Genomic DNA, 16,185 nt, shown 5'->3' with positions numbered 1-16,185 from the left:
CAATGACAGATAAAGGAATATTAAACAACGGAATTCAGGTTGAAGGAGGGTGGAGTATTGATGCAAATGTCTTTATAGACAAGAATTACAATATGCTGGATATACCTTTTGATAATACCTTATTATTGAGTGCCGTAAATCACATTACAGGAAAAACAATTTCTATTTCATATGAAAATAGCAGCGTGGGATATTCTTTTGATACATGTATGTTATCCAGGTCTTTAGGAGAATGGCGAAATGATGATGCTGAAAATATTTATAAAACGATAAAAACAGGTCATCATATTGATGAATTTTACGATTTATTATCAGAATATCTCAATCCGTTACAAAAAGATCTTATTCCATTAAAAATCTCCAGCTGGACTATCATTTATAATAACCTCAAAAGGAACAACAACGGATATGATGATAGAGAACTGATTTTTTCAGCAACAAGAGGAAAGCTTTTTATAGATATAACCTACAACCGGAATTGGGAAAAACCCTACTACATCTATATGGGATTGTCAAAGTATGAATATTCCGAAATTGTTTATAATTTAAATAAGCCTCCAAGAGAATATCAGGAAATATTTTTGGAAAATGTAGAAGAAGTAGTGGTCATCATTAATGATTTTCTCATAGAACTAGACCATTACTTATCTGGAATTCCAGGAAAGACCTGAGCATTACTTTGAGGTACAATTAATAAAAGCTCAAAAACACAGTAATACTGTTGAAATATATAATCCAAATCCAATCTATATATGAAAAAAATATTCTCCGAAAGTAAAGGTTTCGTGATATTTAGTCCACAGCTTTTAGCAAAATACCTGCAGGAACATAATCTCCCGGGTACTAATATTTTAAAATATTTTGTAGAAAATGAACATGGGGATGAAATAACAAAATCAGGAATTGCGATTCCAATAATAGGGGTAGAAGAAGACCATTATGCATTCCGGGTTTCTGTAAATGATGAAAAGATTTTGAATGATGATGAGGTAGAAGTAGAGTCCAGAGGCTGGGTTTTTCAGACGGTGAATAATGAAGTGAAAATTGTTGGCATCGGTTATTTGAAAGATATTACCTCTATTAATGATGAAAACAGCATTACTTTATCCTTAGATAATGGATGGTATGCTTTGAAAATACGGGGAGGAAATAAAAACGGCGAAAGAGTATTTGAGCTGCATATGGAGAAAAAGGATATGCATCCGGCTTTTAGCGGAGATGTCACTACCGAATATTACTACGGATAAATAAATATTGAAAAATAGGGTTGAAGGGCTAAATATTTTATACATGAAGGTAAATGCCTGATGTTGAGTCCCTGATACCCGCATTTTCCATGTTTTTGAAAACCGTATTTTCTTTAAAACCGGAAAAATGCAAAATTTATTGAAAAAATATTTTGCCGGTAATAAAAAACTTTCTATATTTGCACCACTGAAAACAACGGTACTGCCGGAGTTTAAGGAGAGTTGGCAGAGTGGTCGATTGCGGCAGTCTTGAAAACTGTTGACTGTAACAGGTCCGGGGGTTCGAATCCCTCACTCTCCGCAGAAAAAGCTACAGATCTTTTGATTTGTAGCTTTTTTATTTTGTATGGAATTTAAAAACAAAAAGACCTGCAATTCATACGAATTACAGGCTTTTATTGGAGAGAATACAGTTTGTTTTAACTTAATATCTCACATGGCGCTACACAAATCACCCAAGGACATCTTTTGATCCCCGGAGGTGGGCAGCATGCTTCGGAACAGCTTAATGCTCCTCCGTTAGTAGTCTTCAACTGCTCTCTTGAAATTTTTTTTAAATTTTTCATAGTCAAGTCATTGGATTAAACATAAAACTAAGGCTGGTTTCCACCACCGCATCCGTCGTAAGGCATGCATTGCCACTTACCACCGATTAAGCACAGTTGGCCGCCTCTGCAGTCAATTCCACCCTTAATTGTTTTCAATTCCTGTCTTTCGATTTTCTTTAAATTTTTCATAATAATTTAGGTTTAGTTCTATCCGAAATTAATAAATTTTTATCAACTGTTGTAGAATTATTTGAAAATATTTATTTTATTCAATAGATTGTTTGATATTTTACCTCTTTTTTTTTGAAATAATGTAAGATGTAATGTGTGTAAGGAGAGGATTCAATACCGGATTTCATAAGGAATTGATTTCATTGATATAAAATCTTGTCTTGTGGCAAGTCTGGTTTCATAATGACTCGCTAATTTTGAGTAAAATGTTAATCCACTAAATCTGATAATATTATGAAAAGTTTATTCAAATGCTCTGCATTATTAGTCCTGGCTATTGCTCTTACAATATCACAGCTATACGGACAAAAAGTAAAACCCTCTGAAAGTGGTTATGCTCCTGTAAATGGTATCAAAGTTTATTATGAAGTCTATGGTAAAGGAAAACCTATCGTGCTATTGCATGGTGCCTTCATGACAATTGATTTGAACTGGGGAGAATTGATCCCCGAACTCTCAAAAAACAGAAAAGTAATCGCTCTTGAATTACAGGGCCACGGACACACTCCGTTTTCAGAGAGGAAATTATCCCATGCTACTTTGGCCAGTGATGTTACAAAGGTAATGGACTATCTGAAAATAGATAAAGCCGATGTGGCCGGATATAGTTTTGGAGGAGAAGTAGCTTATCAGTTGGCGATACAAAGCCCGGAAAGACTGAACAAGCTGGTTATCATTTCATCAACCTATAAAACCAGCGGCTGGCTGCCTGAAGTAAATAAAGCACTTGAAGGAATGAAACCTGACCTTTTTACGAACAGCCCTCTGCATACAGCTTACAATGCCGTAGCTCCTGATAAAACAAAATGGACCAAATTTCTGGAACAGATGATGGCTTCTGCCGGACAGCCTTTCGACCTTGGTGACGGTAATATTTCTAAAATTCCGGTACCTGTTTTAATCATAGCCGGTGATAATGACGGATTGGATAAAACAGAACTTTCAAAAACGTATAAATTATTGGGAGGTGATGTTTTTGCAGATATGGGACCCATGCCAAAATCTCAATTGGCTGTTGCTCCGGGACAAACCCATGTGAGTCTGATGATGCAGACGACATTGATTCTGAATTATCTGAACGGTTTTTTAAAATAGCTTGATGATGAAGACCCAATTTGAAGCAGGAATTAATATCGCCATAAAAATTCCAAAAAATAAATATGAAAAGACGGTTTCTTTTTACAGGGATATTTTAAAACTTGATGTGGAGGAAAAGGCCATTAATAATCCAACCGTTTCCAGAACCCATGAAGTGAAATTCGGGAATAATATCATCTGGTTAGACTGTGTCGACAACTATACCCATTCTGAAACCTGGTTACAGCTTACAGTTCCCGATGTAGAAGCAGCAACCCAATATTTGCAATCAAACGGAGTGGAAACCTGTGATGAAATTGAAGAACTTCCTGAAGATATGCACTGGATTACAGATCCGGCGGGTACAGTATTTAATTTGCAGCAAAAGAAATAAACTAAGGTATTTTTAATATCTTTAGCCATCAAATTATTAAAATATTCCCATGCAGACGAAACCATTCACTTTTATTGTAACACTCTTTTTTCTGGTAGTAAGTGTAAGTGTATTTTCTCAGAAAACGGCTACCTTAAATTCTTTATTGGACAAGAATTCAGAATTTATATTTCCGCAGACTCCCGATAAAATATCAAAAGCACTGAACATAAAAACTGTTTTTTATGAAGATGCCAATGAAGAAAAATATGCAAAATGGCCAATGAAGACAGGATTAGAACTCTATTGCAGTCTGGGTAAAGATCATGCGGTTAATGAAATGTTTTTTACCACTTCAGACAACAAACCTGTAGTCGTTGAAGGACTGCCTTTCGGTCTTATCCTGAATAAAAGTACATTGCAGGATAGTAAAACAAAGTTCGGTAAATACAATGCCAAGACGCAAAAGCTGGGAGCAGACAGTGAATTTCCTGGAGGATCAAAATTGGTTTTTAAAAAAGGAAAACACTATGCAACATTGCTGTTTGACAATAAAAATCTTCTCAAATCATTAGGCCTTACAACTGCGCTTATTGATCCGGCAGCGAATTAATGAATAGAAAATCATAATCATAGTAAATCCGTTATTCTTTGACGGATTTTTTTATTTACCGGAAGGAGAGTGGTTGATAAAATATACTCAACGGGAAAAATCCTTCATTTATTTCTTTATTTCCTTAGTTCATTGTTTTCTGATTGAATGGTAAACAGGGTTGCCATAGCTTTGACCTATCAAAAACAAAACAAGTAACAAATAACATTATGAACAGGGAATTAATTTTTTTAAGAACATTTGCCTTTACAGCAGTCATTGGAATTGTATTTTTAACAGCTTCCGCCTTTAAAACAAACGGAAATCAGAAATTTACTGAAATAGATGTGGAAAGAATCAATATTGTAGAAAAAGACGGTACGGTAAAAATGATCATTACCAATGTGGATAAATTTCCCACAGGGGAAGATAAAATAAATGGCAATCCTACCAATAAAACAAGAAAAAAACGTTCAGGTATGCTCTTCTTCAATGAAGACGGAATTGAATGTGGAGGCTTTATTTATGACGGACAGAAAAATCAGAACGGCCACAGTTCGGGATTGTCTCTTACCTATGATCAATATGATGGTGATCAGGTCATGCAGATTTTAACCCAGGATTATAAGAAAGGAGATAAGAGAGTGGTGTCAAGCGGACTTTATTTTAATGATCGTCCATCAAAAGAATCACAACTCAGAACGGGACAAATCATGGCAGAATTGAATCAGATAAAAGATCCGGAAGCCGCTCAGAAAAAATACAAAGAATATGAACAGCAGGGACTGATTGGAGGCGCACCAAGAATGATGCTTGGAAAAACCAAAGATGAACATAACGGACTGTTCTTATTTGACAGTAAGGGGAAGCCAAGAGCCAGATTCTGTGTTGATAAAAATAATGAAGCAAAACTAGACTTTTTAGATGATAACGGAAATGTTACCTCATCATTTCCCGAAAAGAAAAAATAATAATACAAAAAACAGCCCTGTAAAAATATAGGGCTATTTTTGCAAAAATAACCTCTTATAAAACTGATGAAAACCATTTTGAAACAGATGCATCAAAACAGATACTTCCTTCTGTTCATTCTGTTGTTTGCCTATGTACAGTCTATTCACACCCGTATAGGAATAAGACGAACACTGGACTGGTATATTTTCACTCCTGAAGCGGCAGTTGTTACCCTTATTAGTGCCTGTATCCTGTTTTTTGTCATTGATTTTTTCATTAAAAACTGGCAAAAGTCATCAACGTTTAGTGTAGCAGAAATGCTGAAAATATTCAGTTTTTCCCTATTAACCTACCTTTTGGTGATGAAAATAATTGGTTTTTTGATTGCTGTTGCTTTTGGAAAAGTGGAGAAAAATTTCAATCAGGAAGTTGTTATTCTTTCTACCTTTTCAGATTTGATAGGAGGGTTTATTTATGGAAGTTTTTTCCTCGCATACCGTTACTACAAAAAGAATACGGAATATCAGAAACAATTGGCTCTTTATGATCATGCCCTGTCTGAAAGTAAAATTAATCAACTGAAAACACAGCTTAATCCTCATTTTTTATTCAATAATCTCAACATTCTGGATCAGTTAATAGAAGAAGACAAATACAAAGCATCGGATTTCCTCAATGAATTTGCAGAGATATACCGTTATGTTTTAGAGGTTTCTGATAAAAAGACCGTGTTTGTAGAAGAAGAACTGGCATTTGCAGAGAAATATTTTAATCTGATACAGTATAAATATGGAAGTGCTTATTCATTAAAAATAAATCATATCAGATCATCAGGGAGGATCATTCCGCTTTCCCTGCAATTGCTGCTTGAAAACGCCGTTCAGCATAATCTGGGAACAGCTGTAAATCCTGTTTTGATCACCGTAGAAATAGATAAAGAAATCACCGTTTCCAATACCAGAATACCCAAGCGAAACAGTAAAAAGACTTCAGGAAGAGCACTCAGTAATCTTAAGGAGCAATATACGCTGTTAACGGATCGGCAGGTAGAAATTATAAAAACAGAAACAGAATTTTCAGTAGTCATTCCCATAATTCCAGCATAAAATATGATAAAAGTTGTAATCATCGAAGACGAAATTCCGGCAAGAAACAAATTAAAACGTTTCATCAGCGAGCTGGAAAGACCCGTGGAAATTGTTTCGGAAATAAGTACTGTAGAAGAAGCCATTGCTTTTCTTAAAAACTCAACGGTTGACCTGATTTTTTCTGATATTGAATTATTAGATGGAAATGCCTTTGAAATCTATGATCAGGTGAATATTTCATGTCCGGTTATCTTCACTACCGCGTATGACAGTTTCTGGATGAATGCTTTTGAAAGCAACGGGATTGAATATCTTTTAAAACCATTTTCGCAGAGCCGTTTTCAAAAGGCTTGGGATAAATTTATTCTATTGGGAAATACAGCATCAGAGCCGGAGGATGTTTGGGTAAAACTTCAGCAAATACTAAATAACAGCCCTGTGGAGAAAAGCTATAAGAAACGATTTTCGGTCAGCTCACATCAGGGAATCTATTTTATCAATACGGAAGACATTACTTTCTTTGAAGCGGAAGAAGGGATTGTCTTTGCTTTTGATACAACAGGAAAAAAACACCTGTTGAATGAATCTACTCTGAAAGAAATTGAAACCCAGCTCAATGCTTCAGATTTTTTCAGGATCAACCGCAGTGCACTCGTCCAGAAAAAGCATATTGAAAGAATAGAACGTTACAATAAGAATACACTTTCCGCCCAGATAAAAGGTCAGAAAGATCATCTTATTACAAGCCAGAGCAATACATCTGCTTTCAGAAAATGGATTGAAGAATAAAACCGGTTTCCTGTTCAATTAAATGGTAAGTCCATGGTTGTTTTTCACTTCAGCCATGACAAATGTACTGTGGGTACTCCCGATGGAATCTACAGATCCCAGTTTATTAAATACGAAATCCTGGTAATGTTTCATATCTCTTACCTGAACTTTCAGAAGGAAATCAAAATCTCCGGAAATATTGTAGCATTCGGCAACTTCTTCAATCTCCAGAATTTCTTTTACAAAGTCATAGCCTACAGATCTGTCGTGAATTTTAAGCTTGATTTGGCAGAAAACGGTAAATCCACGGTTGAGTTTTTCAGCATCCAGAACGGCTGCATATCTTTTAACAAACCCTTCCTGTTCCAGCCTTTTTACTCTTTCAAAAACCGGTGAAGTAGAAAGGTTCACTTCTTTAGCAAGTTCTTTAACGGTCAGTTTGGCATTTTTCTGGAGCAGCCTGAGCAGCTGTAAATCCTTGTCATCGAGTTGTTCCACAGAATATTATTCTTTTAAATGATTAAAACAATCAAATATATAGAATTATATGCTTTTATTTTTATTTTTAAAAGTTTATTTTGCTTAATTTTTACTTATTTATTGTGCTTTTATTCTGTATTGCTAATTTTACACAAAATTAAAAACTTTTACTGGAAGCAATTGTTAAAGGTAAAAGTACAGTTCTTTATAGATACTTCATCAAACAGGAAAGGTTTTACTTAAGGTAGATTAATAGGGAATCGTGTGCAAATCACGAGCTGTCGCGCAACTGTAAGTAACACACCAAAAGTTTCTGTCTTTGTATATCCACTGCCAAAAGCGGGAAGGATGACGGAAACTGTTACAAGTCAGGAGACCTGCCTTTACTGAATTGACAATGCTTTCGCGGGCTGAAGCTTTTGGGTCATACAGATGATAGATCAGATTCATGTATTTTTCTTTCTGAAGGAAATGCACTGTCTGCTATGTCATTACTTTCCTGAAACTTTTTCCGCTAAAACATAACGAAGCATTTTAAAGCACTTTCCTATTAAGTTTAATTAAAAAGTTTAAAAAAATGCAAACTCACATTCTGGGCTATCCGCGTATTGGTAGCAAAAGAGAACTCAAAAAAGCCTGCGAACAATATTGGTCAGGTAAAATTCTTTTGGAAGAACTTCTGAATACAGGGAGAACTCTCTGTAATCAAAACTGGAATATTCAGAAAGAAGCCGGCATAGATCTTATCCCGTGCAACGATTTTTCCTATTATGATCAGGTATTGGATATGAGCCTTGTAGTAGGAGCAATTCCTTCACGTTACCATGAGGTGGTGCTTAAAAAGAACAACTCTGAGCTGGATCTTTATTTCGCGATGGCAAGAGGATACCAGAAAGAAGGGTTGGACATTACAGCAATGGAAATGACCAAGTGGTTTGATACCAACTATCACTACATTGTCCCGGAATTTTATAAAAACCAGCAATTTAAATTAAGCTCAGATAAAATTTTCAATGAATTTTCCGGAGCGAAACAGGCGGGTATCAATGCAAAACCTGTAATTATAGGGCTTGTTACTTATCTGTTATTAGGAAAAGAAAAAGAAGAAGGATTTGATAAACTGGATCTGGCTGGAAATCTTCTTTCTGTATATACGGAAATTTTAACCAAACTTCAGGAGCAGGGTGCTGAATGGATTCAGTTTGATGAACCTTTTCTGGCTCTGGATTTAACTGAGAAAGCAAAAGAAACCTATCTTTCTGTGTATTCAGAAATAAGAAACCGTTTCCCGAAACTGAAATTCATTGTTGCCACTTATTTCGACGGATTAAAAGATAATGCATCGCTTGCTGTTTCACTTCCGGTGAATAGTTTGCATATCGATTTGGTTAGAAATCCGGAACAATTGGATGATATTCTGAATCGTATTCCGGAAAACCTAAGTCTTTCGTTAGGAGTAATTGATGGCAGAAATATCTGGAAAAATGATTTTGAAAAGTCATTGTCTTTCATCAGAAAAGCTGTTGACAAATTAGGCTCTGAAAGGATTTTGATTGCACCGTCATGTTCATTGCTTCATTCTCCTTGCGATCTTGATTTTGAAACGAACCTTAACCCTGAGATTAAAAACTGGCTTGCTTTTGCTAAACAGAAAGTAGAAGAAGTGGTGACGCTTAAAGAACTGGTATCAGGAACGGAAAAAGAACACATTCTTGAGGTATTTGAAGAAAATAAAAAAGCCATTGAAAGCAGAAGAACCTCTTCTCTTATCCACAATGATCAGGTAAAACAAAGATCAAATGCGGTCACTGAAAAGGACGCACAAAGAATAAATGCCTTCAAAACCCGTAAAGAAGAACAGCAGCAAGTCCTGCAGCTTCCTTTGTTTCCCACTACAACAATCGGGTCATTCCCGCAGACAACAGAGGTAAGAAGCTGGAGAGCTAAATTCAAAAAAGGAGAACTTACCGCGGAGCAATACGATATTTTATTAAAAGAAGAAACTCAGAGAACCATTCGCTGGCAGGAAGACATCGGCATTGATGTATTGGTGCATGGAGAATTTGAGCGTAATGATATGGTGGAATATTTTGGAGAACAGCTGGAAGGATTTGTGTTCACCAAAAACGGATGGGTACAGAGCTACGGAAGCCGTTGTGTAAAACCTCCTGTGATCTTTGGTGATGTTTCCCGCCCGACTCCTATGACGGTGTATTGGTCTCAGTATGCCCAATCTCAAACGGAAAAATGGGTAAAAGGAATGTTGACGGGTCCTGTGACGATTTTACAGTGGTCTTTTGTACGTGATGATCAGCCTCGTTCAGAAACGTGCAAGCAGATTGCGCTGGCAATCCGTGATGAAGTAGTGGATCTGGAAAAAGCCGGAATCAGAATTATTCAGATTGATGAACCTGCTATCAGAGAAGGGCTTCCTTTAAGAAAAGCAGACTGGCAGAATTATCTGAAATGGGCGGTTGAAGCTTTCAGAATTTCAGCAAGTGGAGTGGAAGATGCTACACAAATTCATACCCATATGTGTTATTCAGAATTCAATGATATTATTGAAAATATTGCGGATATGGATGCAGACGTGATTACTATAGAATGCTCCCGTTCTCAGATGGAACTGCTGAATGCCTTTGCAGATTTTAAATATCCGAATGAAATTGGTCCCGGAGTATATGATATCCACTCACCAAGGGTTCCGTCAAAAGAAGAAATGATTGAACTGTTGAGAAAAGCACAAAACGTAATTCCTGCCAACCAGCTTTGGGTAAACCCGGACTGCGGACTGAAAACAAGACACTGGGAAGAAACAGAAAAAGCTTTAATAGCAATGGTAGCTGCCGCTAAAGAAGCCTCAGTAGAATATGCACTTTAAAAAACTTTAAAATAATTAGATTCAATAATTCAGGTCGTGTCATGATTTTATGGCACGATCTGTTTCTTTTTAAAGGGTTAAAATGGGAGTGAGAGATACGAATCCATTCATTTTTATATTCTATTTTTGCATCCGGTTATATTTTAAAAGAGATCTAAGTTATTTGGCCTGTAATGTACTGGGTGGATAGCCAAACTGTTTTTTAAATGCAAAAGAGAAATGGGATAAATTTTCAAACCCCAGATCCAGATAGATGTCAGAAACTGATCTGCCTTTTTGGGTAAGCAAAAAATGAGCTTCTTTCAGTCTTCGAAGCTGCAGCCATTGTCTTGGAGGAATTCCAAAAATCTTTTGAAAATCTCTTTTAAATGCAGACAGGCTTCTTCCCGTTAAATAAGCAAAACGCTCTACATTGACATTGAAATGAAAATTTTTATTCATAAAAGCTTCGATATCTATTTTATAAGGTTCAGAAAAATCGAATAAAATATCCTTAAGGCCGGGATCATGATTAAGCATGAGAAGTAAAGCTTCCTTTTGTTTGAGACGCAGAAGCTCTGTGGAAGAAGGAAGATTCTCATAAGCGAGCAGAGAATACATAAAGGCTGTTAATGCCTTTTGATCCGGTTTTATGAAGGCCGGGATATTATCTTTTTTCTCTGCCTGATATCCGTATTCACGGCTGAAATCACGTAAGATGGCTTCGTCAAAATAAATGGTTACAGTTCTTATTTCACCGTCTTTAGGTGGATATTTTGCAAATTTTAATAAACGGTTTTTCCTTGCAGAGTAGAGTTCTCCTTCTTTAAATATCGTCTTTGTAATCCCGTCATTCAGCTCCATTTCTCCGGAAAGAACAAGTCCCAGACTGTGAATCCGTGAAAACTGTTCACCTTCCCTGAATTCTGAAAAATGACAGGAATAATTGATGGGTAAAGGAATAGTATTTTCGCTCATAGCTCACGCGGATATTTCTGGATGGATTCTTCTTCAAACTTACAAAACTTTTTTAGGATCATAGAATCTTCACAGCAAAACGATCCTGAGAACATTCTGCTGTGAAGAAAATACCATTAGGAAAGGATGGCTTTAGGTTCTAAATAGGCTTCCAGCCCAAATACACCATACTCACGTCCGATACCGCTCTGTTTAAAGCCTCCGAAAGGGGCATAAGGATCATGGGCAAACCCGTTAATACAGATTCTTCCGGCATCAATCTGTGCTGCCACACGCTCCGCATGCTCTTTGTCGGCAGAACTGATGTAAGCTGCCAGGCCATAAGTGGTATCATTGGCAATAGCAATGGCTTCTTCTTCATTAGTGTAAGGAATAATGGATAGGACAGGTCCGAAAATTTCCTCCTGTGCAATACGCATATCATTACGAACATTGGTAAAGATGGTTGCCTTTACGAAATTACCGTTTTCAAGACCTTCCGGTTTCCCTTCACCACCAGCGAGAAGAGTAGCACCTTCTTCCTGTCCAAGGCGGATATAACTTTGTACTCTGTCAAATTGTTTAGCGCTTACCATTGGCCCTACAAGAGTATCTTCTTCATTGGGATTTCCTACTTTTACCTGTTGTACCGCTTTTTTAGCAAGTTCATTCACTTCATCCAGCTTATTTTTTGGAACAAGCAATCGGGTAGGAGCAATACATGCCTGCCCATTGTTCATATACGCCCCGAAAACAGCCATAGGAATTGCTTTATCAAAATCAGCATCTTCAAGGATAATATTAGGAGACTTTCCGCCGAGTTCTAAGGTGACTCTTTTCATGGTATCAACCGCTCCTTTGGCAATTGCTTTTCCTGTAAGGGTGGATCCGGTGAAAGATATTTTAGCAATATCCGGATGCTGGGTGATTTCATTTCCCACTACATTTCCTAATCCGTTTACAATATTGAATACGCCCTCTGGTAGCCCTGCTTCATGAAAACATTCAGTAAGAACCTGGGTTTGCACAGCACTCATTTCACTAGGTTTGATAACGGCTGTACATCCGGCAGCAATGGCGGTAGCCAGTTTATTACAGATGAAGCTGTTGCTGGCATTCCATGGAGTAATGATTCCTACAACACCCAAAGATTCAAAACGGACTTTAGAATTTCCGACTGTTTTTTCAAAGTCATAAGATTCCAGAGTGGTAATAGTGCTGGTAAAAGCTGATATGGCATTCTGAAGACTCATTCTGCAGAATTGTAATGTTCCTCCGTATTCATTCACCATGACGGATACAAGCTCATCTTCACGTTTGCTTACTGCTTCATGCAGTTTTTTAAGAAAACAGATACGTTCTTCTTTCGTTGTTTTTGAAAATGTAGCAAAGGCTTTTTTTGCTACGGCGATGGCCATTCTGGTGTCTTCTTCATTTCCCAAAACTACCTCTCCGGTTTTTTGATTGGTAGAAGGATTTATAAGATCAAAAGTTTCTGTTCCTTTTGGCGTAACAAATTCGCCGTTGATGTAAATTTTATTTATCTGTATCATTTTGATGATTTTAATACCACAAAGTTCGGCAGAAATGAAAAGGCTGAGTTTGTTGTATAGTTCAAATTTTGTTTGTTGTATGGTTCACTTTATAACCTGTGAATTTTTATTTTTTGAATTTAAATGTCACAATGCCCTGTCCTTCGATAAAATTGACTACTTTTATCATAACCAAGTAAATAACCCGTTTTGAGAACAACTCTTAAACTTATTATCGCTTAGTATCAGTCTTCGTAACCACAGGCTGATCGTTCTTTCGTTTGGGTAATTCTCTACCCGAACTGGTTTTCATTTCATCATATTATTCACTGCATTGCCCGCAAAGGGTAGCTGTATCTGTTATTTTGGTTTTGACAATTACTATTGATCAGGAACCAAAATATACGGCAAACGATACCTTGAGAAATACTCTTTAAGTTAAAAGCCGGATGCATGTAACATCCTTGTAATGCGTGAATAATAGGGAAAAATCCAACAAAGAATAATAAGCGCAATTATAAGTAATGAGTACACAATATATATGGGAGGTAAAAGCGAAAAATACTCCCTTACTAAAAAAGAAATGCAACCATTGTAACAGCGAAAGATTTCATTGCAGCGATAAATTCAGGCTGAATGCTCAGAAAAAGAATATTGATATATGGTTAATTTACCGATGTGTAAAATGCAACAACACCTATAACATGACTGTATTTTCAAGAATCAGAACAGAATCAATCAGTAAAGAAATATTCAATAAATTTTCAGAAAATAATACAGAAATTGCCTGGGAATATGCTTTTTCACAGGAACTCAAGCGAAAAAATAATGTGGAAGCCGACTGGGAAAGTGTAGAATATGAAATGGTATATGATAAGCTTTCGGTAGAGAACCTGATAAATATGGACGATGAGATGATTTCGTTTCAAATGCAGTGTCCTTTTGATTTTAATCTGAGAATTTCAACGGTGATCCGGACGTGTTTAGGCATTTCATCTTCTAAACTGAATTTATTACTTGATTCGGATAAGGTTTATTTTAATGGAAAGCCTCTGCAAAAGAAATATAAATGTAAAAACGGGGATACTATTAAGATCGACAGGCAAGAATTAATCAATATTTATCTTGTCGGAAAGGAGGAATTATTTCTCAATGCCGTAGAAGATAAATAATAAAAAGAAAAGCGTCCCGGTCATTGATCGGGACGTTTTCTATATTGAAGTTTTATGGTATTAAAAGATTAAGTTGTTTCCGCAAAGTTTGTTTTTCTGCTTTAGATTTTGTCATTCGGATTGCTTCTTCAAAATGATGAATGGCTTTATCTGTATTTTTATCTAAATATAAGTATTAATACAGATTCATAGTAGTTCTGAAAACACCGACTGCATTTCCGGTGATACTGATCCTCTCTGGTTGATTGTTTTTTACCTGAACTTTTACCTCTACTTTACCCATCCTGTTGATCGCTTCACCCTGTTTTCCTGTGAATTCAAAAATACCGTCAGCAGTTTCTTTGATTTTGTTTTGAATAAGATAGCCTCCCAAAGGACCGTTAGCATTTCCGGTAACCGGATCTTCGGCAATACCAATGGCTGGGGCAAACATTCTGCCATTGGTTAAAATATCTTTTTCGTGGGTGTCGAAAGTAAATACAAAGTATCCGTTACAGCCGATTTCTTTGCTAAGCTTTGCCAAAGCCGCAAGATCAGGAGCCAGTTGGTTTAAAACCCTATTACTTTTAATACCAATCATTACTTTTGAATGGCCTGTGGAAGCAATCTGTACAGGGCATTTTTCATCAAGATCATCGATAGTCAATCCCAAAGCCTGAACAATTTTTTGTGTGGTTGAAACATCGAAAGCAGGACTCAGTTCAAAGCTTCCCTGGGTCATTGTGATGAGGTAATCGTTGTTTTTTCTTTCAATATGAATCGGCAATATTCCGATTTGTGTTTTGATTGTAAGGGTGCATGAATCCAATTGGTCTTCCTGAGCTTTTGCGTAGAGCGCGGCAATAGTAGCATGTCCACAGGAAGGAACTTCTGTGGTAGGAGTGAAATAGCGGACGTTATAATCAAAGTTTTCCTCTTGAGAATCTGATTTATAAACAAATGCGGTTTCAGAGTTGTTCAGCTCTCTGGCAACAAGCTGCATTTCTTCAGAGGTCATATTTTCTGCATTTAATACAACTCCGGCAGGGTTTCCTTTGAATTTTTCTTTGGTAAAGGAATCAATTTGATACACGATTACTTCTTTCATGACTAACGATTAAGGTTACTGTAAAAATACGGAATGAAACCGGTGTCTAATGCCTGTTTTTATTGTCATTTGGTAAAAAATAAACCAGAATCCTGAGATTCTGATTTATATCAATAGTAAATTATAAAGTTTCTAAGTATTTAATCCCATTTATTTTGGGTAGAAACGGCATATTTTCCGGCACCGGTAAAGAAAAAACTGAGACTTACCAGCATATAGATTACCAGCAGTTCCAAAGCCCAGCCTCCAAATTCATTAAGTTTGAAAATATTAGCTGTTTGGGCAAGAATAGTAGCGGTGAAGCAATTGGCTGCAAAGATCAATCCTGCCAGACGCGCCCGGAATCCAATAATCAATAGGATAGGAGCTATAATTTCTCCTGCAAAAACCCCATAAGCAAAGAATGATGGTAGACCGTGCATTGTCATCATATCTTCAATAAACCCAACGCCATGTACCAGCTTACTGATTCCATAAACTGACATGGGAAATCCAATAGCTATTCTGGTGATAAGCATTCCTAAATCAATGTTCTGTTTCATTTCTTATAATTTTTAAAAGTTATATTTTACAAATGCCCCGATATTTTCCAGGGTCTTTTTTCCATTGTTAAACTGGTCAAAATTGGAGGCCAGCCCATACATCATCTTGTCTTGTTTTACTCCCAGCCGGATAAACTGCAGCCCTCTGGGATACCCACTGTCATCCAGGTTTCCAATAGCCAGTACACTGAAATATCCCTTGATATTTTCTGACAGATACGGAGTATATTCAAATGAGATGGACTGTTCCAATGAAAATCCTTTCTGATAAGTAGTTCCTATAGAGTAGGAGAGAGAATAATCAGACTGGATAATCTTGTATTGCAGGTAAGCACTGAAAAATGCTCCAGGGTTTTTCATTCCGAATGCAGCGTTGGCACTCAGTCTTTTGGTAAAGCTATAAGCCAGCGTATTTCTGATGAAGAATATATTTTCTTTGTCTTTGGTATATTCTGTATCAAATAAAGTAAGATTATTCAGTTTCAACCGATCATTGAATTGATAGTTGATATTGTGCATATAGGTATAGGAGCGATGCCCTAAAACAAGATCGGGAGTATAGGATAATTTCTGGGCATTCAGACTCAGGGAGACTGATGCAAGAGCTGTTACTGCGATAATTTTTGCCTTCATATTTCACTCATTAAAATTCTGTGAGCAAAATTATTCGGGCT

The 16,185-nt window shown here is 36.7% G+C and carries 18 protein-coding genes, 1 tRNA gene and 1 riboswitch; of the genes, 11 read left to right on the top strand and 8 right to left on the bottom strand.

Features of this window, described 5'->3' with window-relative positions; translation table 11 throughout:
• The first annotated feature begins 2 nt into the window (after positions 1-2).
• The 3 genes from ODR02_RS00335 (at position 3) to ODR02_RS00325 (ending at position 1,548) form a co-directional block, all read left to right on the top strand.
• On the top strand, positions 3-671 hold the full coding sequence (locus ODR02_RS00335; RefSeq protein WP_309511267.1) for a hypothetical protein: 669 nt from the start codon (positions 3-5) through the stop codon (positions 669-671).
• An 81-nt stretch (positions 672-752) separates the two neighbouring features.
• Positions 753-1,247 carry a hypothetical protein gene (locus ODR02_RS00330; protein WP_309511266.1) on the top strand — a complete coding sequence of 165 codons (495 nt, stop codon included), beginning with the start codon at positions 753-755 and terminating at the stop codon, positions 1,245-1,247.
• A 216-nt stretch (positions 1,248-1,463) separates the two neighbouring features.
• Positions 1,464-1,548, top strand: a tRNA-Ser gene (locus ODR02_RS00325).
• Between the two features lie 118 nt (positions 1,549-1,666).
• Here ODR02_RS00325 and ODR02_RS00320 read toward each other — a convergent pair.
• A complete protein-coding gene (locus ODR02_RS00320) occupies positions 1,667-1,813 on the bottom strand; it encodes a bacteriocin-like protein (protein WP_165791654.1) in 147 nt (48 codons plus the stop codon).
• 27 nt (positions 1,814-1,840) lie between these two features.
• Complete coding sequence (locus ODR02_RS00315) at positions 1,841-1,984, bottom strand: bacteriocin-like protein (RefSeq protein ID WP_002980068.1); 144 nt, start codon at positions 1,982-1,984, stop codon at positions 1,841-1,843.
• A gap of 276 nt (positions 1,985-2,260) precedes the next feature.
• Between ODR02_RS00315 and ODR02_RS00310 the strand changes: the two genes are divergently transcribed.
• From ODR02_RS00310 to ODR02_RS00285, 6 genes are all read left to right on the top strand, one after another.
• Positions 2,261-3,121: an alpha/beta fold hydrolase gene (locus tag ODR02_RS00310; RefSeq protein ID WP_309511265.1), complete on the top strand. Its 861-nt coding sequence runs from the start codon at positions 2,261-2,263 to the stop codon at positions 3,119-3,121.
• A 4-nt stretch (positions 3,122-3,125) separates the two neighbouring features.
• A complete protein-coding gene (locus tag ODR02_RS00305) occupies positions 3,126-3,497 on the top strand; it encodes a VOC family protein (RefSeq protein WP_245169724.1) in 372 nt (123 codons plus the stop codon).
• A 49-nt stretch (positions 3,498-3,546) separates the two neighbouring features.
• Positions 3,547-4,089 (top strand): hypothetical protein, encoded by a 543-nt coding sequence (locus ODR02_RS00300; RefSeq protein ID WP_209784838.1) that lies wholly within the window; start codon positions 3,547-3,549, stop codon positions 4,087-4,089.
• 209 nt (positions 4,090-4,298) lie between these two features.
• Positions 4,299-5,039, top strand: a complete 741-nt coding sequence (locus tag ODR02_RS00295; RefSeq protein WP_309511264.1) for a hypothetical protein — start codon at positions 4,299-4,301, stop codon at positions 5,037-5,039.
• 66 nt (positions 5,040-5,105) lie between these two features.
• Positions 5,106-6,128, top strand: coding sequence for a sensor histidine kinase (locus tag ODR02_RS00290; RefSeq protein ID WP_309511263.1), 1,023 nt, complete (start codon positions 5,106-5,108; stop codon positions 6,126-6,128).
• 3 nt (positions 6,129-6,131) lie between these two features.
• A complete protein-coding gene (locus ODR02_RS00285) occupies positions 6,132-6,899 on the top strand; it encodes a LytR/AlgR family response regulator transcription factor (RefSeq protein ID WP_309511262.1) in 768 nt (255 codons plus the stop codon).
• 18 nt (positions 6,900-6,917) lie between these two features.
• Here ODR02_RS00285 and ODR02_RS00280 read toward each other — a convergent pair whose 3' ends face one another.
• Positions 6,918-7,379: an Lrp/AsnC family transcriptional regulator gene (locus ODR02_RS00280; RefSeq protein WP_062670399.1), complete on the bottom strand. Its 462-nt coding sequence runs from the start codon at positions 7,377-7,379 to the stop codon at positions 6,918-6,920.
• 195 nt (positions 7,380-7,574) lie between these two features.
• A riboswitch (cobalamin riboswitch) is annotated at positions 7,575-7,760 on the top strand.
• 178 nt (positions 7,761-7,938) lie between these two features.
• On the opposite strand from ODR02_RS00280, the gene metE reads away from it, so the two are divergent.
• The gene (gene metE, locus ODR02_RS00275) at positions 7,939-10,242 is read left to right on the top strand and encodes a 5-methyltetrahydropteroyltriglutamate--homocysteine S-methyltransferase (protein ID WP_309511261.1); all 2,304 of its coding nucleotides are present in this window, start codon (positions 7,939-7,941) and stop codon (positions 10,240-10,242) included.
• 159 nt (positions 10,243-10,401) lie between these two features.
• Here metE and ODR02_RS00270 read toward each other — a convergent pair whose 3' ends face one another.
• Both ODR02_RS00270 and ODR02_RS00265 read right to left on the bottom strand, forming a co-directional pair.
• Entirely contained in the window at positions 10,402-11,199 is a 798-nt protein-coding gene (locus ODR02_RS00270) for a helix-turn-helix domain-containing protein (protein ID WP_309511260.1), read from the bottom strand.
• A 116-nt stretch (positions 11,200-11,315) separates the two neighbouring features.
• Positions 11,316-12,731: an aldehyde dehydrogenase family protein gene (locus ODR02_RS00265; protein WP_309511259.1), complete on the bottom strand. Its 1,416-nt coding sequence runs from the start codon at positions 12,729-12,731 to the stop codon at positions 11,316-11,318.
• 503 nt (positions 12,732-13,234) lie between these two features.
• Here ODR02_RS00265 and ODR02_RS00260 point away from each other — a divergent pair.
• The gene (locus ODR02_RS00260) at positions 13,235-13,882 is read left to right on the top strand and encodes a DUF1062 domain-containing protein (protein WP_209784831.1); all 648 of its coding nucleotides are present in this window, start codon (positions 13,235-13,237) and stop codon (positions 13,880-13,882) included.
• A 175-nt stretch (positions 13,883-14,057) separates the two neighbouring features.
• On the opposite strand, the gene ODR02_RS00255 is transcribed toward ODR02_RS00260, so the two are convergent.
• From ODR02_RS00255 to ODR02_RS00245, 3 genes are all read right to left on the bottom strand, one after another.
• A complete protein-coding gene (locus ODR02_RS00255) occupies positions 14,058-14,969 on the bottom strand; it encodes a PhzF family isomerase (protein WP_309511258.1) in 912 nt (303 codons plus the stop codon).
• 140 nt (positions 14,970-15,109) lie between these two features.
• Positions 15,110-15,511, bottom strand: coding sequence for a DoxX family protein (locus ODR02_RS00250; RefSeq protein ID WP_309511257.1), 402 nt, complete (start codon positions 15,509-15,511; stop codon positions 15,110-15,112).
• A 12-nt stretch (positions 15,512-15,523) separates the two neighbouring features.
• On the bottom strand, positions 15,524-16,144 hold the full coding sequence (locus tag ODR02_RS00245; protein ID WP_309511256.1) for a hypothetical protein: 621 nt from the start codon (positions 16,142-16,144) through the stop codon (positions 15,524-15,526).
• Positions 16,145-16,185 lie beyond the last annotated feature (41 nt).

The sequence above is a fragment of the Chryseobacterium sp. CFS2 genome (genome assembly GCF_036543225.1).
GTDB lineage: Bacteria > Bacteroidota > Bacteroidia > Flavobacteriales > Weeksellaceae > Chryseobacterium > Chryseobacterium culicis_A.
This window is presented reverse-complemented; position numbering and strand designations above follow the sequence as displayed.